The 18,268-nt window shown below is 55.7% G+C and carries 22 protein-coding genes; 6 read left to right on the forward strand and 16 right to left on the reverse strand.

The genetic code is table 11. The annotated features are described in order from the left end of the window. Positions 1-122: 122 nt before the first annotated feature. From WC370_06230 to WC370_06260, 7 genes are all read right to left on the reverse strand, one after another. Positions 123-395, reverse strand: coding sequence for a PmeII family type II restriction endonuclease (locus WC370_06230; protein ID MFA5309068.1), 273 nt, complete (start codon positions 393-395; stop codon positions 123-125). Then, positions 377-1,240: a site-specific DNA-methyltransferase gene (locus tag WC370_06235; GenBank protein ID MFA5309069.1), complete on the reverse strand. Its 864-nt coding sequence runs from the start codon at positions 1,238-1,240 to the stop codon at positions 377-379. The genes WC370_06230 and WC370_06235 overlap by 19 nt, the downstream gene beginning before the upstream one ends. An 81-nt stretch (positions 1,241-1,321) precedes the next feature. Beyond that, positions 1,322-1,462, reverse strand: a complete 141-nt coding sequence (locus tag WC370_06240) for a hypothetical protein (GenBank protein ID MFA5309070.1) — start codon at positions 1,460-1,462, stop codon at positions 1,322-1,324. A 53-nt stretch (positions 1,463-1,515) separates the two neighbouring features. Then, on the reverse strand, positions 1,516-2,034 hold the full coding sequence (locus WC370_06245) for a C-GCAxxG-C-C family protein (protein ID MFA5309071.1): 519 nt from the start codon (positions 2,032-2,034) through the stop codon (positions 1,516-1,518). Further along, on the reverse strand, positions 2,031-4,052 hold the full coding sequence (gene uvrB / locus WC370_06250; GenBank protein ID MFA5309072.1) for an excinuclease ABC subunit UvrB: 2,022 nt from the start codon (positions 4,050-4,052) through the stop codon (positions 2,031-2,033). The genes WC370_06245 and uvrB overlap by 4 nt, the downstream gene beginning before the upstream one ends. A 150-nt stretch (positions 4,053-4,202) precedes the next feature. Next, a complete protein-coding gene (locus WC370_06255; protein MFA5309073.1) occupies positions 4,203-4,676 on the reverse strand; it encodes a peroxiredoxin in 474 nt (157 codons plus the stop codon). A gap of 456 nt (positions 4,677-5,132) precedes the next feature. Continuing rightward, positions 5,133-5,405: a hypothetical protein gene (locus tag WC370_06260; GenBank protein ID MFA5309074.1), complete on the reverse strand. Its 273-nt coding sequence runs from the start codon at positions 5,403-5,405 to the stop codon at positions 5,133-5,135. Positions 5,406-5,998: 593 nt separating this feature from the next. On the opposite strand from WC370_06260, the gene WC370_06265 reads away from it, so the two are divergent. Continuing rightward, positions 5,999-6,976: a hypothetical protein gene (locus WC370_06265; protein MFA5309075.1), complete on the forward strand. Its 978-nt coding sequence runs from the start codon at positions 5,999-6,001 to the stop codon at positions 6,974-6,976. A 431-nt stretch (positions 6,977-7,407) separates the two neighbouring features. Here WC370_06265 and WC370_06270 read toward each other — a convergent pair whose 3' ends face one another. From WC370_06270 to rimI, 6 genes are all read right to left on the reverse strand, one after another. Further along, positions 7,408-7,848 (reverse strand): PPC domain-containing DNA-binding protein, encoded by a 441-nt coding sequence (locus WC370_06270; protein MFA5309076.1) that lies wholly within the window; start codon positions 7,846-7,848, stop codon positions 7,408-7,410. Positions 7,849-7,889: 41 nt separating this feature from the next. Further along, the gene (locus tag WC370_06275) at positions 7,890-8,240 is read right to left on the reverse strand and encodes an endonuclease domain-containing protein (protein MFA5309077.1); all 351 of its coding nucleotides are present in this window, start codon (positions 8,238-8,240) and stop codon (positions 7,890-7,892) included. 120 nt (positions 8,241-8,360) lie between these two features. Continuing rightward, complete coding sequence (gene ruvA, locus WC370_06280) at positions 8,361-8,945, reverse strand: Holliday junction branch migration protein RuvA (GenBank protein ID MFA5309078.1); 585 nt, start codon at positions 8,943-8,945, stop codon at positions 8,361-8,363. Continuing rightward, the gene (gene ruvC / locus WC370_06285) at positions 8,945-9,448 is read right to left on the reverse strand and encodes a crossover junction endodeoxyribonuclease RuvC (protein MFA5309079.1); all 504 of its coding nucleotides are present in this window, start codon (positions 9,446-9,448) and stop codon (positions 8,945-8,947) included. Before ruvC ends, ruvA begins: the two co-directional genes overlap by 1 nt. A gap of 42 nt (positions 9,449-9,490) precedes the next feature. After that, a complete protein-coding gene (locus tag WC370_06290) occupies positions 9,491-10,249 on the reverse strand; it encodes a YebC/PmpR family DNA-binding transcriptional regulator (protein ID MFA5309080.1) in 759 nt (252 codons plus the stop codon). A 222-nt stretch (positions 10,250-10,471) separates the two neighbouring features. Continuing rightward, the gene (gene rimI / locus WC370_06295; protein ID MFA5309081.1) at positions 10,472-11,101 is read right to left on the reverse strand and encodes a ribosomal protein S18-alanine N-acetyltransferase; all 630 of its coding nucleotides are present in this window, start codon (positions 11,099-11,101) and stop codon (positions 10,472-10,474) included. A gap of 109 nt (positions 11,102-11,210) precedes the next feature. On the opposite strand from rimI, the gene nfi reads away from it, so the two are divergent. The 3 genes from nfi to WC370_06310 all read left to right on the forward strand — a co-directional run bounded on the left by nfi (position 11,211) and on the right by WC370_06310 (position 14,185). Beyond that, positions 11,211-11,954 carry a deoxyribonuclease V gene (gene nfi / locus WC370_06300; protein MFA5309082.1) on the forward strand — a complete coding sequence of 248 codons (744 nt, stop codon included), beginning with the start codon at positions 11,211-11,213 and terminating at the stop codon, positions 11,952-11,954. A gap of 23 nt (positions 11,955-11,977) precedes the next feature. Then, positions 11,978-13,070, forward strand: a protein-coding gene (gene prfB / locus WC370_06305; GenBank protein MFA5309083.1) for a peptide chain release factor 2 whose coding sequence is annotated in 2 segments (ribosomal slippage) — positions 11,978-12,043 and positions 12,045-13,070 — 1,092 coding nt in all. Because the reading frame shifts where the segments join, the coding sequence is not laid out codon by codon here. Between the two features lie 5 nt (positions 13,071-13,075). Then, complete coding sequence (locus WC370_06310; GenBank protein ID MFA5309084.1) at positions 13,076-14,185, forward strand: peptidase MA family metallohydrolase; 1,110 nt, start codon at positions 13,076-13,078, stop codon at positions 14,183-14,185. 18 nt (positions 14,186-14,203) lie between these two features. On the opposite strand, the gene WC370_06315 is transcribed toward WC370_06310, so the two are convergent. Beyond that, complete coding sequence (locus WC370_06315; protein ID MFA5309085.1) at positions 14,204-14,410, reverse strand: hypothetical protein; 207 nt, start codon at positions 14,408-14,410, stop codon at positions 14,204-14,206. 252 nt (positions 14,411-14,662) lie between these two features. On the opposite strand from WC370_06315, the gene radC reads away from it, so the two are divergent. Next, positions 14,663-15,373 carry a DNA repair protein RadC gene (radC, locus tag WC370_06320; protein MFA5309086.1) on the forward strand — a complete coding sequence of 237 codons (711 nt, stop codon included), beginning with the start codon at positions 14,663-14,665 and terminating at the stop codon, positions 15,371-15,373. 42 nt (positions 15,374-15,415) lie between these two features. On the opposite strand, the gene WC370_06325 is transcribed toward radC, so the two are convergent. Both WC370_06325 and WC370_06330 read right to left on the reverse strand, forming a co-directional pair. Beyond that, positions 15,416-15,880, reverse strand: coding sequence for a hypothetical protein (locus tag WC370_06325; GenBank protein MFA5309087.1), 465 nt, complete (start codon positions 15,878-15,880; stop codon positions 15,416-15,418). A 243-nt stretch (positions 15,881-16,123) separates the two neighbouring features. Then, the gene (locus tag WC370_06330) at positions 16,124-16,453 is read right to left on the reverse strand and encodes a hypothetical protein (protein MFA5309088.1); all 330 of its coding nucleotides are present in this window, start codon (positions 16,451-16,453) and stop codon (positions 16,124-16,126) included. Between the two features lie 184 nt (positions 16,454-16,637). Here WC370_06330 and WC370_06335 point away from each other — a divergent pair, with 184 nt between their 5' ends. Further along, a complete protein-coding gene (locus tag WC370_06335) occupies positions 16,638-18,245 on the forward strand; it encodes a peptide ABC transporter substrate-binding protein (protein MFA5309089.1) in 1,608 nt (535 codons plus the stop codon). The last annotated feature ends 23 nt before the right edge of the window (positions 18,246-18,268 follow it).

Genomic DNA, 18,268 nt, shown 5'->3' on the forward strand with positions numbered 1-18,268 from the left:
TCTTTTAGCACCTGGATAATCTGCTCTTCAGTGTACTTCTTGCGCTGCATTTCGAGTCCTCCCGTTCGCTATATTCTAGCAGAGAACTCTAAGAGCCAATGGCATTATTTACGGGGGAAAGGTCATTGATACACTTTTTCATTAACAAAGATTGCCAGTTCCTCTAAAAAATTACCAAATATTGTTTCTTCCTGTGAAGATAAATAGGCATCCATAATGATTTTAACTAATTCTTGAGCTAGCAGTATATTCTTTGCCTTGAATAGATAAGGGTTTTTTCTCTTAAGAACATTATTTAGTTTGAGGCCGTTCAGACTTTCAAGTCTCCCGTTATGAAACAGGCCAATATTCTTTTTTACGTAATTACCGACGTCTTCTACTTTAATAGAGACCATAAATCCGCTTCCTGACATTTCCCATTATGCTTATGTCGCCATTCGCTAATGGCATCTTTTGATAAATTGTAATAGTGCTCCATGGCTTCTACACCTATATAGTGACGCTTTAAGTCTAGGCAAGCAATAGCCGTTGTCCCGGAACCTATAAACGGGTCAAGCACTACATCATTTTCAAGAGTAAATAGTTTCAAGAACCAGGATGGTAATGACAAAGGAAAGGAGGCACTATGGCCCCGGTTTGCGCATTCCGTAGAAAGGTGGAGAACGTTCGTAGGATATACTAATCTTTTCCCAAGCCAGTTTGAAATATTTTTACCAAACCCGCTGCCAACTTTGGATTCATCCCGTCTAAGGTCGGTTTCACTAAGCTTGGACAGCCGTTTTTTACTCCAGTCACCTATCGGTACCATTACTGCCTCTTGGTACATTTTAAAATGCTTATGTTTATTAAACTGTAAACACCGTTCCCATGCATCCCTGAAGCGGTTTGGCCATTTTCCTGGATAGCAGTTTTTCTTGTGCCAGACATATTCTTCCGTCCATAACCAACCTTGTTTTTTCATTTCAAGGATCAATTCAAGCACGTAGGTCTGACGTTCCCCGTTTTCGGTTCTCTCCTTAATATTCAAAATAAAAGTGCCATCGCTTTTCAGTACGCGATGCAATTCGGATGAAATGGGTAAAAACCAGTTTACGTACTCTTTAGGAGAAATGCCTTTATAGGTGCTTTTCCGGTTGTCCGCATATGGCGGTGAAGTAAAGATAAAATTAATGCTAGAGTCAGGTAAACTTTTAAGTACTGTTAAACAGTCACCCTTTAGAATCGTATCTAATTCAAACATAAAAGTAACCTTGCATGGTCATTCTGTTGTGTATAGTTTACTAGAAAATAGGTATTTTGCAAATAGCAATATTTTATCCCCTCATCCTCCCCGCTTCTCCACCGCGTCCTTGTACACCTTCCCCAGCCCCTTCCCGTGCTGCTTTATCTTGGCCTTCTTCTTGCGCAGCTTCTCTTCCCGCTTGTCCTGGCGCGTCTCTTTTTCCGGGCTTTCTTCCAGCATTTCCCGCCTTCAAATAGTTTAGTATTTAGAGTTTAGAGCTTAGGTTTTCATTTTTAGGATTTAGGTTTTTTATTCATCTCATCCCAGAGTATCTCCGCCGCCCTCGCCGCCGTTTTCTCCGCCAGCGTCACGCACTGCTCGTGCACGCGTGCTTCCTTGGCCAGCTCCGCCTGCCAGGGGATATGCATATCGTAATATACCCCTCCCCCGAACGTGGTGCGGATTTCCTTGCAGGTAGGGGAGCCGAACTCCTTCTCGTACCACTTGTAAAGCTGCCCCGCCGCTGTCATGGAACCCATCAGCTTGTCCTTGTCGGCGTACTCGTTGATGCCGCGCCCTAAAACCTGCCCGAACATCAGGCTCGCCCCGCACAAAGACCCGCAGGCGTCCTGCATCCCCCCTATGCCCCCCGTCATGGCCCCCGCGGCTTTAAAGACGCTTTCGTCCTTAAGGTCGAACGTGTCCTGGAGCGCCAGCAAAGTGCTCTGGCTGCAGCTCCCGTACTTATCCATGTACTCCCGGGCTTTGGCGCCGGCCGTCCTGGCGGCTTCTTCTCGGCTTTTTGGTTTCATCTGCGTCTCTCCTTCATTTTCACGAACCGCTGCCCGTCCTCGATGACCATTTCCTGGCGCAGCTCCACGATTCTATCCCGGATAAGCGCCGCTTTCTCGAATTCGAGCGCCTTGGCGGCCTGTTTCATCTGTGTCTCCAGGTCACGCACCAGCCGGGCCATTTCCTCGCGTGAAGCGGGGGTTTCCGCCGTGTAAGTGGCCTTCTTTTCCGCCACCGCCGCCGCCTTGACGCGCTCGGTGATGTCCCGCACCGCCTTGCGGATGCCCTGCGGCGTGATGCCGTTCTCCCGGTTGAAGTCCTCCTGGATTTTCCGCCGCCGCATCGTCTCGTCGATGGCCTCCTGCATGGACCCCGTGACCCTGTCCGCGTACATGATAACGTGCCCGTCCACGTGGCGCGCCGCCCGGCCCATCGTCTGTATCAGGGAGACCTTGCTCCGCAGATACCCCTCTTTGTCCGCGTCCAGTATCGCCACCAGGCTAACCTCCGGCAGGTCCAGCCCTTCTCTTAAAAGGTTGATGCCGACGATTACATCGTACACGCCCAGGCGCAGGTCGCGTAAAATCTCCACCCGCTCCAGCGTGTCCACCTCCGAATGCAGGTAATGCGTCTTGATGCCCGTTTCCACCAGGTAGTCCGCCAGCTCCTCCGCCATGCGCTTGGTCAGCGTGGTCACCAGGCAGCGGCTCCCCTTGTCCACCCGCTGGCGTATCTGCTCCAAAAGGTCGTCGATTTGCCCCTTGGTCGGCTTTATCTCGATGGTCGGCTCCAGAAGCCCGGTCGGCCGCACGAGTTGCTCCACCACCTGCTGGCTATGGGTATGCTCGAACTCCGCCGGCGTCGCCGAGGTAAAGATGACCTGGTTGATGCATTGCTGGAACTCCTCGAAGTTGAGCGGCCGGTTGTCCAGGGCGGAGGGGAGGCGAAAGCCGTAGTCCACCAGCGTTTCCTTGCGCGAGCGGTCGCCCTTGTACATGCCCCGTATCTGGGGCAGGGTGATGTGCGACTCGTCGATAATCATCAGGAAGTCCTTGGGAAAGTAGTCCAGCAGCGTTGACGGCGAGCTGCCCGGCGCCCTCCCCGCCAGGATGCGGGAGTAGTTCTCCACGCCGGAGCAGTAGCCCGCCTCCACCATCATCTCCAGGTCGTAGCTGGTGCGCGCCTGTAACCGCGCCGCCTCTACTATTTTGCCCTGCTCGTTGAGGAACTTGAGCCGCTCGCCCAGCTCGGCGCGTATCTCCTCGATGGCTTTGACCATTTTATCATGCCGGGTCACGAAGTGCTTGGCCGGGAAAATGCTTACCTCGTCCATGTCATTCAGTATTTCGCCGGTCAGCGGGTCGAGCGACATGATGCGGTCGATGTCGTCCCCGAAGAACTCGATGCGCAGCGCCAGGTCCTCGTAGGCCGGCTGTATCTCCAGCGTGTCCCCCCGGATGCGGAAGTTGCCCCGCGCCAGGTCGAACTCGTTGCGGCCGTACTGCATATCAACCAGCTGGCGCAATAGCTGCTGCCGACCGTAATGCTGGCCCTTTTTCAGCGTCGCCACGAAGCCTTTATACTCTTCCGGGTCGCCCAGGCCGTAGATGCAGGAGACGGAGGCCACTATCAGCACGTCCCGCCGACTCAATAGGGCGCTGGTGGCGGCGTGCCGCAGCTTGTCTATCTCCTCGTTGATGTCCGCGTCTTTCTCGATGTAGGTATCCGTGCGCGGTATATACGCTTCCGGCTGGTAGTAGTCGTAATAGCTCACGAAGTACTCCACCGCGTTGTCCGGGAAGAACTCCTTGAACTCGCTGGAAAGCTGGGCGGCCAGCGTCTTGTTGTGGCAGATGACCAGCGTGGGGCGCTGCACCTTCTCGACGACGTTGGCCATGGTGAAAGTCTTGCCGCTGCCGGTCACGCCCAGCAGGGTCTGGTATCTATAGCCCCGCTCCAGCCCCTCCGCCAGTTTGTCCACCGCCTGGGGCTGGTCGCCGGTCATGCGGAAATCGGAAACTATCTTGAACTGCGTCATGTCCGTATTATAGCACAGAAGTTCTAGTCAGCCCAGCCTTTTCCCCGCCCCCCGCCGGATAATATATGTGATTGACTTCAGGCTATTCGCCCTCCCCGTCTCTGCCTGCGGAGAGGGGGTTGGGGGGTAAGGTTCGTCCCCGCCCCGCTTTTACAGCTTTTTCAGCGCGCTGATGACCTCGTTGATGTCCGGCAGCTGGGCTATCTCGTACACCTTTACCCAGGCCACCCTGCCCTGCCCGTCGACGATGACGTTGGCCCGCTCCGAGGTGCCGCCGTGCTCGCGGAAAAGCCCGTAAGCTTTGGCCACCGCCCCGTGCGGCCAGAAATCGGATAGAATCCTCAGCTGCTTCAGCTTCATATCGTCCGCCCAGGCTTTCTTGCCCGGTACGGCGTCCACGCTCAGCCCGACGGGTATGGTATCGAGCGTGGCCATCGTTTTATAGTTTTCTTCCAGCGACTTCATCTGCGCGGTGCAGACGCCCGTCCAGGCCAGGGGGTGGAAAGAAAGCAGTACCCGCTTGCCCCGCTGGGCGGATAGTTTGAAGTCTTTGCCGTCCTGGTCCTTGAGGGTGAAGTCCGGCGCGGTCTCTCCAACGGTTATCGGCTTGGTTCTGTCTGCCATCCTGGCACCTCCGTGAGGGTAAAAAGCGTCCCTCTGCACATAGTATAACCCGTAATATTTGAGGATACAAACGGGAGGCGGGAGATAAAAAAGGGCTAGATGCTGTTGCCGATTATCCCCCCGATTACCGCCCCCAGGATGATGCCGTAAAGGACCCCTGACCAGGAGCCGGAACGCGCGAAGCGTCAGGTATTGGTCTCGCAGCTTGCCGCGGCTTCTCCGGCCTTACGCTTGGTCACGCGGTCGAAGAGCCATCCCAGGCCTCCCCCCGCCGCCCCGCCCAGTATGATAAATAATATAACCATTAATGTCTCCTGTTATTACTATATATCGTCCGGGGAGGCGGAGTATGTGAGGAATGTTACATAAAAATAGCGACTGACACTCCTGCCTGTCCCGTGGTTGGGACGGACAGGGTGCGCCGTTTCTTTATTCTTGAGGCGGGATGGAGACTGGCTACTCCGCCCAGTTTTCGTTTATTTCCCGGATGTCTCTCAAGCGCTGCCAGAGCTCGGCGGCTTCGAGGTCGTTGCGGGCGGTGGCCAGCGTGCGCCATACGTTGCGGTGACGCCAGCCGTTACCGATTTCCCGGTTAACCACCATCTTTTTGGCTTCGTTAATCGCCCAGTGGATGCGCAGCGGCCGGATGACGAAGTAGCTGAAGGCGATGACCGCCCCGAGGAACATCAGCATCATAATGCTGAAGAGAAGAGATTCTACTGAAGACATATTGCCCCTCCTGTGAACGCGCCTTGGCGGTGCTTTTCATTAAAAAGTATAAAATCCCCGCGCCGCGCGGAAAAGAGGGGCGGCTTTGATTCTTATGGGTGGCGGCTTTTATGGGGGAGGGCGCGGCGGGTCACCCTGAGCGTAGTGTGAGAATCCGTCCCCCGCCTCCCGCTCACCCTGAGCCCGTCGAAGGGTTCCCTTTGGGGTAATTCGTCCTCCTTGTTAAAGTCAAAGATTCCGCATGAGGAACGAATCGGAAGAGGATCGAGGAGGATTTCGCTCCCGCCTGAAACTCTAAGAAAAGCGAAGAATCCATCCGTCCCCCACCCCCCGCTCACCCTGAGCCTGTCGCAGGGTTCCCCTTTAATCCCCCCTCCACCGACGCAGAAGGGGCTAAAAGGAGAGATGTTATTTTTACGCCATAACCGGAGTCCTTTACTGCCCGGAGGCGCCGGTTCTTGATAGGGCGGTGGCGAAAGGAATATAATCAGTTACGTACCGATAGTGCTCTCGTATATTCGCCGCCGGCGCGGAACCGCCGCCGGTTGCTGATAATATGATATTTGATAGAAAGTAATATATGGAGGTTTATCATGGTCGAGTCTAAAATGGCTAAATATCTCATCACCGATGCCAAGAAAGGCGTCAAATTACCTGCCTTCCGTACCGATAAAATCGGGGGGACGAAGGGCCGGGAGGACATCGTCTGGCTGGATGACACTATTGTTCCCGGTGCCAGAATCTACTCCGAATGCGTCTGGTTCCTGCCGGGCATGGAAAAAAGTAAGGGCGATGAACCCTATATGCAAGAGCATACCCATGATTTTGAGGAAGTGCTGGCCTTCTTTGGCAGCGATACTGAAAAGCCGCGCGATTTAGGCGGTGAGCTGGAAATCTGGCTGGATGGCGTAAAGCACACCGTCACCAAAACTTCATTGATTTTCATCCCCAAGGGCATGAAACACGGCCCCATCACTTTCCACAGAATCGATAAACCTGTCTTCCACTTCAGCATCGGCGGGACCAACAAATATACCGGGAATGCCACGGCGACTAAAGATAATAAAAAGTCGGCCCGCAAGACCGATAAATTAATCGTCGATTTCCTCCAGCCGCCCAAAGTGGAAGCGCCGTGGAGCCCCAATCCCCCGCCGGCGGAAGCTAAAGACGGCAAAGGCGGCCGTATCCTCTTCCTGGATAACGATATCATACCGGACGGCTTTTATACGGAGTGTGTCTGGATTATGCCGTTCAAAGGCCCGATGCCCAAAATGACGGATGAGATGCTGGAGAAAGCCCGCGCCGCCGTCAAACCTCACAAGCATGACTTCGACGAGGTGTTATGTTTCTTCGGCACCAATCCCAACGACTTCCACGACCTTGATTCCAAGATTGAGCTCTGGCTGGGCGGGGAGAAACAGATAATCACCAGGAGCACCATGACCTATATCCCGGCCGGCGTAGAGCACTGCCCGCTGGTTTTCCACCGCGTCGGCAGCCCGGTAATCCACTTCACCTGCTTCCCGGAGGGCAAGATTTATTTTACCGGTTTGAATAAGGCTGCTAAATAATAGCTTGATCGTCAGGCTCTAATTGCTAGGTGCTTTACCCGGGAGGCCTCGAGAAATCGAGGCCTCCTGCTTTCCCCCCCCCCCCATGCTTTTCCTCCCCCGCTCACCCTGAGCCTGTCGAAGGGATTCACTTTTGGGGTAATTCGTCCTCCTTGTTAAAGTCAAAGATTCCGCATGAGGAACGAATCGGAAGAGGAGAGAGGAGGATTTCGCGAAATGTCATTCCAGCGCAGCCGCGCCCCGTATGACAATCGGGGGCTGGAATCTATTGCCCGTTCAATTACTATCCAGGGTTAATTAATCCATGTTTGACATAACACAAAAGGATGAATGAATAAAAAATATTTTATCCATCCTGCTAACTATCGTCCCTCTCCCTGTAAACGGGGAGAGGGATAAGAGGAAAAGGGGTTCGTACTATCCATCCCCCCTCACATCTCCATCAAATCAAACCCGCTGGCCTGGTCCGGCAGGCGCTTTGCCCCGCTCCCCACCACCTCATAGATAATCGCCTCCCCCACCAGCCATGTCGCGGCGCCGTAGCGCAGGCACCCCGTCAGCGTTCGCCCCGCCCGCCCCATCGCCGCGTGGATATGCAGCTTCGGTTTTCCCTCTTTGTCCGGCGCGATAATGCCTGCTCCCACCACCTCGTGCGCCCCCTCTATCGGCAGCCGCACCGGGTCCGGCGGCATTTCCTCGGACTTCCGCGGGCCCACTACTACCTCCCCGCCCCCTATCCCCCCGATGAGCACCACCTGCCCCACCGTTATGCCCTTCTCCGCGGCGAACTCCTCAATGCAGCCGGGCACCATGTCCCCGTCCTCCAGCCTCACCACGAATACCCGGCCTATCCTGCCCTCTGATGCTTTCATAGATTACCCCTTTCCATGTCTCCCTCTTTCGTAAAGAGGGATTAAGCGAGTTTTTTGTTAATTTCTTCCAATACCGCTGAGATATTATTCATTACATCGGTATTAGCAAATCTTAACACTGTAATCCCGGAGTTTTTCATATATTCGTTACGGATTGCATCGTATTCAATAGAATCGCCTGATAAATGTTGCCCACCGTCAACTTCGATCACCAGATTCGCCTTATGGCAATAGAAGTCCGCGATGTATCTACCAATGGGTTTTTGACGGCTGAACATGAAACCCTTGAGTTGTTTCATCCTCAGGTGAGACCAGAGTAGGCGCTCGGCATCGGTCATGTTCCTTCTCAGCTGCTGGGCTATTTGCTTTGAGGCAGGGCTGTACCGATGCATAAAAACCCTCTCAATCTCCCTTTACAAAAGGGAGAGGCAAAACGTTAGCTGTAGCCCTCTTTCGTAAAGCCTGTCTTGAGCTTACCGAAGGAAGGGATTAAGGGAGTTTTTATTAATCCTTTACCTCTTCCCCAGGTACTGCAAAGCCAGCTTGACCTTGTCCTCCAGCTTCAGCTTCGGGTCGGCGGGCAGGGCGGCTACCGCCTTGACGGCCTCGCCGGCGGAATACCCCAGCGATGTCAGTGCCCCCAGCACATCCGCGTTCTCCCGGGTCATCTCCGTGGCCGGCGTGGCTGCCCACCCCGCGCCTATCTTGTCTTTAAGCTCCAGGATAATGCGGCCGGCCACCTTCTTGCCGATGCCCGGTATCATGTCCAGCATGTCCGCGCTGCCGGTGGCTATAGCCATGGTAATCTGGTCCGGGGTGAGGGCGGAGAGCATCGCCAAAGACAGCTTGGGCCCTAGTCCGGTCACGCCCAGCAGCGTCTCGAAGAGCCATAGCTCCTCCGCGGTGGGGAAGCCGTAAAGGGTGATGTTGTCCTCCCGCACGTGCAGGTGGGTAAAGACTTTCACCGTATCCCCCGGCTTGCCGATGGTACTCAGGGCGGAGGTGGGCATGTAAGCCCGGAATCCCACCCCTCCCACGTTCACGATGGCGCTATCGCCGTTGAGCGACTCTATTTTTCCGGTCAGACTGGCTATCATTAGCTCTCTCCCTGTGCGGCCAGCAGGTTGCTGATGTGCGTCTCGTTGGCGTGGCAGATGGCCACCGCCAGGGCGTCCGCGGCGTCATTGGGCTGGGGGACCTCCGCCAGGCGGAGCTGGAGTCGCACCATCTCCTGGATTTGCTCCTTGCTGCTGGCGCCGTAGTTGGACACGCGCTGTTTCACCTGGGCCGGCGTGTATTCGAAGGCGGGGATGCTTTTTTGGGCGGCGGCCAGCAGGGCGATGGCCTGGGCCCGGCCGATGGCCAGGGCCGTGCGCACGTTCTTGGCGACGAAGGGTTGTTCCACGGCGATGGCGTCCGGCCGGTATCGGGAAATCACTTTGAGGAGTTCGTCATAGATGCGCCGCAGCCGCTCCCCGATGGGCAATTTCTCTGGAACGGTTATCGCCCCGAAATCGACCAGGCTCAGCTCGCCGTTATCGCTCTCCACCACGCCGTAGCCCATCACTACCGTGCCCGGGTCGATTCCTAAGATTTTCATTGCGTCATCTGTGGGGAATCCTTGTACCTAACAATATTCGGTTTATGACGCCGACTGTATCGCGGCCAGCACGTTATCCGGTATATCCGCGTTGCTGTACACGTTCTGCACGTCGTCGATTTCTTCCAGCTTGTCCAGTAGCTTCAGCGCCTGGGTGGCGGCTTTCTCGTCCAGCTTGACCAGGGTCTTGGGCACCATTTGCAGCTCGCCGGACTCCACGGCTATTTTCTTTTCCTCCAGGGCGGTCCGCACTTTGAACAGGGCGTCCGGCTTGGTGTATATTTCCAGGAATTCACCCTCCGCCTGCACGTCCTCCGCTCCCAGGTCGATGGCGGTAAGCGTCAGGTCATCCACGTCCATGTCCGGCTCCTTGGGAATTGAAATAACGCCGCGGGATTCGAATATCCAGGCCACGCAGCCGCTGGCGCCGAGTGAACCGCCGTGGCGGGTAAAGGTGCTCCGTACTTCCTGCACGGTCCGGTTGTGATTATCCGTTAAAGCGTTTACCAGGACGGCCATGCCGTTAGGCCCGTAGCCCTCCAGCGTCATTTCTTCCAGCGCGCCGCCGGACAGGTCGCCGGTGCCTTTCTTGATAGCCCTGTCGATGTTGTCCATGGGCATGTTGCTGTCGCGCGCTTTCTGGACGGCCAGGCGCAGGCGGAAATTGGTGTCCGTACTGCCGCCGCCTTCTTTAGCCGCGATGATTATTTCACGGGTCAGCTTGGTAAAAAGGTTGCCCCGCTTAACATCGTCAACGCCCTTCTGATGTTTTATCTTAGACCACTTGGAATGTCCTGACATAGCCGTGTTCCTCCTTGACCACTTGTCCCCTGGAATATAATTCTATCATAAAAAGACAAAGGGGCATAGAGCGGGAGGTTGGAATTTGGGAAAAAGCGGCCATTGGCCGGGGATAACGGGTCAATGATGCCCTCCGGTGCCAGCTTCAGAGCAGGGGACGGAAACCGCCTCCCCTTTTCCCCCCGCCCGGGTTTTAGCTTTCACTGGCATGAGCTTTGGCCTTTACTTCAGCTTTTTCGCCAAGGCTGCCCGCAGCCTGCTCACCCGCTCGCGGAAGGACTCCGTGCTGAGGCTTTCCGTGGTCATGATGATAGCGTCTTCCCGGTTGTCCAGGTAATAGCCTTTGCGTATGCCCATCTGCATAAAGCCGTACTTGCGGTAAAGGCTCTGCGCCACGGTATTGGAGGCGCGTACCTCCAGCGTCAGGAAACTGGCTTTAAGCTCGGCGGCCAGGTCGATGCTCCCCAAAAGCAAAAGCTCTCCCAGCCCCCTGCCCCGGTACTCCTGGCGCACCGCCAGGTTGGTCACGTGGGCTTCGTCCGCCATCATCCACAGCCCTGAAAACCCCACGATGTATTGGTGGTTAACGGGCGGCGTCGGGGCGGCGGGAACGGGCGCCGGTTTCTTAATCCAGGGTAGCAGCCTGTAAATGAGCCCGGTCTTGCTCTTGGGGGCGGCGGCGGGGACGGATACCGTCCTGTCTTCATCGGCGGCGATGATGTAATGGGCAATACGGTTTTGCAGCTCCTGCCGGTAGTTGGCGGGCGGCCATTGGGTGGGAAAAGCCTCGCGGTCTATTTCGTTTACTTGGTCGAGGTCTTCTTTAGCCATCCGGCGTACGGAATAGGTCAAAGGCCGTCTCCGATTATTTCATTTTTAACGGACGTAATCCGTAGTGCCATTGTAGCATATTTTATTTTATTAATGAATACGGAGCAAGTATCAAGATTTCTGTAATGGCATGTTGCCAGCGCTTTATGACTGTGCCTATAATCAGGGTATGCGGATAGTCGGCCGGCATAGCTGGCGGGTCACCACCGCCGAAGCCAAAGAAATTCAGCTCAAGCTGGCGGCGGAGGTGGTGCGGACGGGCAGCGTTAAATCCCCCCGCCTGATTGCCGGGGTGGATGTATCCGTGGACCGGTGGCGCGGCACCGGCCGGGGCGCGGTGGTGGTCTTGAGCTACCCCGCCCTGGAGGTTGTTGAAATGAAGGCAGTGACGGGTAAGGTCACTTTTCCTTATGTGCCGGGGCTGCTTTCTTTCCGGGAGATACCGCTGCTGCTGCCCGTCTTCGAGGAAATAGAAAATGTGCCCGACCTTGTTCTGGTGGACGGGCAGGGTATAGCGCACCCGCGGCGCATCGGGCTGGCGGCGCATTTGGGGCTTTGCCTGGGCATCCCCACCGTCGGCTGTGCCAAGTCGAGGTTGATTGGTGAACACGGGGGACTGGCTTTCGAGCCGGGCGCCCGCGCCGATCTTCTTGATAACGGGGAGGTCATCGGGGCGGTAGTGCGCACCCGGGCCGGCGTCAAGCCGGTATACGTTTCCACCGGGCATATGATAGATTTAGAGGGGGCGGTATACTGGGTGGAGAAATGCTGCCGGGGCTACCGTTTACCGGAGCCGACGCGGCTGGCGCACCGGGCGGCGGGGGGATTTTTAAAGGTTAAAGAAAGCACCGTGGCGGTAAAATCCGCCGGTTAATTAACTTGAGGAGTTAGTGAAAGATGCCGGATTTTCAAGCCAGACTGGAAGACTTACGGGGTCGCGTAGCCGCCGCCTTGGAGCATCTTTGACGTCGCCGGTAAGGAAAAAGAGATAGCCAAACTGGAAGAGCAGTCCGCTAAAGCTGACTTTTGGAACGACCAGGCCGGCGCTCAGGCGGTCATGCGCCAGCTGGCGGAAAAGACCCGCACCGTGCAGCGCTGGCGGGGATTAGACAAGAAGCTGAATGACATTCACGAGCTGGCGGCTATCGCCAGTGACGGCGACCCCATCCTGGCGGAGCTGGAAAAAGAGCTGGACGGGCTCACCGGGCAAATTGACGAATATGAATTTCAGCTGGCTTTCCGCGGCGAGTATGACGCCCGCAACGCCATCCTGGCTATACACGCCGGGGCGGGCGGCACCGAAAGCCAGGACTGGGCGGAAATGCTGATGCGCATGTACCTGCGCTGGGCGGAGCGCCGCGGCTTTGAGACCGAGATACTGGACACCTCGCCGGGGGATGAGGCGGGGATAAAGCGGGTCATTATCGCCGTAAAGGGAGATTACGCGGCGGGCTACTTAAAGAGCGAGCACGGCGTGCACCGGCTGGTGCGGCTTTCCCCCTTCGATAGCGACCATGCCCGCCATACCTCTTTTGCCTTGGTGGAGGTCATGCCGGAGGCTGAAAGCGACGTTGAAGTGGATATTAAACCGGATGATATCAAGGTGGAGACCTTCCGCTCCAGCGGGCCGGGCGGCCAGCACATGCAGAAAACCAGCAGCGCCGTCAGGCTAACGCACCTGCCCACCGGCATCACTGTGTCCTGCCAGAGCGAGCGCTCTCAGCATCTGAACAAGGACTTCGCCTTCAAGATTATGCGGGCGCGCCTGCTGGAACAGGCTCTGGAAAAGCGGGAGGCGGAAAAAGCCAGGCTCAAGGGGAAACGGATAGAGGCGGGGTGGGGCAACCAGATCAGGAGCTACGTGCTGCATCCTTACCGCATGGTCAAAGACCATCGCACGGACTATGAGACCAGCAACACCGAGGCCGTGCTCGGCGGTGAGCTGGACGGCTTTATCGATGCGTATTTAAGGTCTATAATGGGTAAGTAGGGACCATGAAAAAGAGAATCTTTGCGTTATTAGCCATAGCTTTAGTGCTGGTATTGCTGGTGCCCGCAGCGGTCAGCGCCAGCGGCGGATTATCCGTTACCGGCAGCACCGCCACGGTGAATTTCCCGGCCAGTATCGTCTTTACCGTTAATGCCCGGAGTGATGTAAATATCACCGATATCCGCCTCCACTATACTGTGGAACGCATGGAGCATGTAAAAATCGTCAGCGAGATATTCATCACTTTCACTCCGGCCAAAACGGTGGCGGCGCAATGGATGATGGACATGCGCAAGACCGGCGGGTTCCCGCCGGGTACCAGCCTTGACTACTGGTGGACGCTGACCGATGCCGGCGGCAAAACGCTGGAGACCGTGCCGCAGCGGGTCAACATTATGGATGAACGCTATGACTGGCAGTCGCTCCAGGAGGGGCTGATAACGCTTTACTGGTATGAAGGCGACGGTGCTTTCGCCGCCGAGCTGATGGATGCCACCCAGCAGGCGCTGGGCCGTCTTTCCGAGAACACCGGCGCCGAGATTCAGAACCCGGTAAGCATTTATATTTACGCTAATTCAACGGACTTGCAGGGCTCGATGATATACCCCCAGGAGTGGACGGGCGGGGTGGCTTTCACGCAGTACAGCGTTATCGCCATCGGCATCGCCACGGATGCCTCCAGCCTGGCCTGGGGCAAAGGCGCCATTTCCCACGAGCTTACCCACCTGGTGGTGCATCAGGTGACGTTTAATCCCTATAACGGTTTGCCCACCTGGCTGGACGAAGGCTTGGCCATGTATTCCGAAGGCCCCCTGGCCGTTTATTTCTCCACCGCCCTGTTCACCGCCTTGCAGAACGATACGCTGCTTTCCGTGCGCAGCCTGACCAGCCCCTTTTCCGCCTACGGCGATTTGTCTATCCTGTCTTACGCTGAGAGCTTCGAGTTCGTGTCCTACCTTATCAGTGAATACGGGCGGGATAAAATGCTGGAGCTGTTGAACATTTTCAGCGAGGGGAGCGGCTACGACGAGGCTCTGACTGAGGTATACGGATTCGATATGGACGGTCTGAACGCGCGGTGGCAGACGGTGCTTACCGGTGTAGCGGCGAATTAGCCGGAAAGCTTCAGGGGCTTACTCGGCGGTGATATCGGCGGAACGCGGTTTGGCGGCTACGGCTTTAAGGGGTTTCTCACCGGCGGCGGCATTAAGGTTGATGCTGTTCTGGTTCCAGGTGGCGCCGCACTGGATACACTCTATATAAACGCCGTAGACATCGCACTCTACTGAGAGGTCGCCGCCGCATCGTTTACAGGCTTTGGCGCGGACTAGGCTGAGCATTTTTCTCCTCTGGCTTACAAGACTTTCAGATGACAATTCATTGTTTTTCATCTATACAAAGATAATAGACATAATGCCGTTATTTTTGAATCTGGACAACCCTTAATCTGCCGCCACCGCACCATTAAATCCCGTGGTGGTTAACCCCCGTGATTTTCCGGTAAAACCTTAAGAGAGCACTCAGGGTATGATGAATATTGGTTATGGAATCCATCTTGCTTTGGGGCGAATAAGGTGATAGACTGGGCTAAAATGAAAAAGCCGCGTGAAAATACCGCCAGGTCCATGACCATTCATGACCTGCCCCCCGCCGACCGCCCCCGGGAGCGACTCCAGAGAGTAGGGGTGGAGGCGCTTTCCGCCCAGGAGATACTGGCGCTTATTTTGGGGAGGGGCATCTCCGGGGAGTCCGTCATGGTCACCGCGCAGCGTTTGCTCAGCCGGTTCGGGGGGATCAAGGGTATCGCCGCCGCCTCGGTTGAAGAGCTGTCCGGGGTAAGGGGCATCGGTCTCGCCAAGGCGTCCCAGATAAAGGCCGCCGTGGAGCTGTCCAACCGGCTGTCGGGCTATGGGGAGTCGGCGGACAAGACCTCGCTCAAGACCCCGGAAGACATCGTGGGGGTGGTGCAGGGCAGGCTCCAAGACAAAAAGAAAGAGTATTTCCTGGCTTTACTGCTGGATACCCGCAACCAGCTGATACGTACCGCCGAGATATCGGTGGGGAGCCTGGACAGCAGTATCGTCCACCCGCGGGAGGTGTTCAAGGAAGCGATATCCGCCAGCGCGGCGGCGGTGATTTTTGTGCACAATCACCCTTCCGGTGACACCGAGGCTTCCGAGGAAGATATCGCCCTGACTAAAAGACTGGCCAGCGCCGGGGAAATCGTAGGTATAGACGTCCTGGACCACATCATCATCGGCGGGAAGAGCTACAACAGCCTGAAAAGGCAGGGGCTGTTTTAAAGCCCTCCCCGCGCGATATTGGATTTCCTGTTTGTTTTTAGTTTAGCGTTCGTGCCGTTCCCGCATCACCGGCTTGGACTTGTCTTCCGGCTTGCGCACGTAGTCCGCGGTCAGTGCAATGTCCATGAAAACGATGGGCTTGTTGATTACCCTGAACTCCAGCGGCGTGTGTACCATGCCCTTGGGGACATGCACGAAGCAGCTTTCCGTGATAACCAGTTTTTCCTGTTTGCCCTTTTCGCCCAGGTAAAGCCAGACCTCGGCGTCGAAGTCGTTAACGTGGGTGGCGTCGGCGTTCTGGAACGCTAAAAACTGGTCAAAGTCGTGGGTATGTGGGTCGTTAATCATCAGGAATGGCTCGGTGACGCAGAACCAGTCCATGCGGTAGGGGGATTTCCACTCATATCCCCAGATATGGAAAGACTTGGCGGTCAGCTGCGGGTAAAGCTTGGTAAAATCCGCTACGGGCTTGCCTTTATAGTACTTGGCGTACGCTTCTGGTATCATTTCCTTCTCCTTATTTTTTGGCGTTTGTTAAAGATTATATGTTGAAGTAAAAAATAATTCAATTGTTGGAAAGGATAAGTAGTACATTACTTAGGCTCGTTTTTGAAACAGGGGGTTATCAAGGGACCATAAAAATGTGAGCTATGTACCCTGCGCGTTGAATACATAGCTCACTATAATGAAGGAGGTCACACAGGCTTGCTTCCCCCTGTGTGGCGGTGTCATGGGGCGCGGCGGTCTTTTTTACCCCGCCCGGACGGCTTCCCGCGCCGTCTTTTCTATCTTTTGCGCTTGCTCCGGACTCAGTGTGATACCCAGCGCCCGCAGTCCCGCCACGATGTCTTTAGGTGTGGCGCGGCTTTTCTTGAGTAGACCGGATATCGCTTCCCGGCCCGCCGCTGTAAGCTGGTAGCCGTCCAGGCCGTGGTGTTTCAGGTAGCCGCGGTTGACCAGCGAGTTGTAAAAATACCCGATGTATTCACCGGATATATCCAGCAGGTGGGAAAGTATTTTCTTGCCGGCTCTGGCATCGGCCACGATGGCCATTAATATGAGAATCTCGTTGGGAAGCATGATGTCCTCCCCGGAGAAGTTTGCAGTCATAAAATAGCATAAAATGTGACAAATGTCAAATATCTAGGTGAAATTGGGTCGCCTGGAACTCCCTGAAACCCTGGAATATTAGCTTGAAAACCTCGTTGTGCAGGGTCTGATAATTTGTGTTATATTGGATTTATGGGGTGTTTCGGAGCATAGTATGAAAAAACTCTTATTGTTGTTAATGCTGCTGGCGGTGTGCGGCTGTCTGCTGCTGACTGCCTGCCCCAATAATCAGACCACTACGCCGTCGCCCGCTACTACTACCCCAAGTACCGGCAGCGGCACCCTCAAGCTCTACGGCACCGACCCCTATACCTTGGACCCGGCGGTGTCCGGGGACATGAACTCTTATGAATACATCGCCCAGATATTTAACGGGCTGGTAAAACTGGATAGTAACCTTGAGCCGGCGCCGGATATCGCGGAAAACTGGACGATAAGCGATGACCACCTTACTTACACCTTTACCCTCCGTAAAGATGTGGTCTTCCAGGACGGTAAAAAGGTCACCGCCGCCGACTTCAAGTATTCCTGGGAGCGCGCCGCTGACCCCGCCACCGGCTCCACCGTGGTGGCCACTTACCTGGGTGATATAGTAGGGGTGAAGGACGTGATGGCCGGCCAGACTAAAGAAATCAGCGGCGTTAAAGTCCTGGACGATTATACCTTGCAGGTGACCATAGACGCCCCCCGGTCTTATTTCCTTTCCAAGCTGACCTATCCCACCGCCATGGTGGTGGATAAAACCAACGTGGCCGCCGGGAGCGGCTGGTGGTATCACCCCAACGGCACCGGGCCGTTCATCCTCAAGGAATGGCAGACCAACACCCTGATAGTCCTGGAAAGGAATCCCCGGTTTTACGGCGAAAAAGCCAGGCTACAGGAAGTCCGGTTCCTTTTATGGGCCGGTATTCCCATGAACCTGTACGAGCTCGGCCAGATAGATGTTGCCGATGTGTATACCGACTACATTGACCGCGTGGAAGATACGGCCGGGACTTTTTATACCCAGCTCCAGGTAAAACCGGAGTTGAGCTTTAGCTGGCTGGGCTTTAACACCACCCAGCCCCCCTTCGACGATGTTAATATACGCAAAGCCTTTTCCATGGCCATAGATAAAGATAAAATCATCGCTTTGACCTTGCGCAACATGAACCAGCGCGCTGACGGCATTTTGCCGCCCGGCATCCCCGGCTACAATGAAAATGTGGCGGGGCTGGGGTTTGACGTTGCCCAGGCCAAGGCCCTGATTGCCGCTTCCAGCTACGGTGATGTGTCCAACCTCCCCCCGATTGTTTTAACCACCTCCGGCTACGGCGGCGCCATATCCTCGGTGCTGGAGGCCATTATCACCCAGTGGCGGGAAAACCTCGGGGTAGAGGTAACGGTCAGGGCGTTGGACCCGGAGCGGTATATCTATTACCTCCAGGAGGAAAAAGACAACCTGTTTGATATGGGCTGGATAGCCGATTATCCCCACCCCCAGGACTTCCTGGACGTGCTCTTCCACAGCGGCGCGGAAAACAACTACGGCGGCTATGCCAACGCGGCCGTGGACGCCTTGCTGGATACGGCCGGCGTAGAGCCTGATGCCGCCAGGAGCCTTGACCTGTACCGGCAGGCGGAGCAGGCGCTGGTAGATGATGCCGCCATTATTCCGCTGTGGTTCGGGGAGAACTACGTGCTGGTCAAGCCTTACGTCAAAGGCTATGAGCTGAACGAGATGGGCTTTGCCTGGCTGAACAAGGTCAGTATAGAAGAGTAGTCATTGGTCAACTTCGGCGGTTG

The sequence above is a fragment of the Dehalococcoidales bacterium genome (genome assembly GCA_041652735.1).
Taxonomy (GTDB): Bacteria; Chloroflexota; Dehalococcoidia; order Dehalococcoidales; family RBG-16-60-22; genus RBG-13-51-18.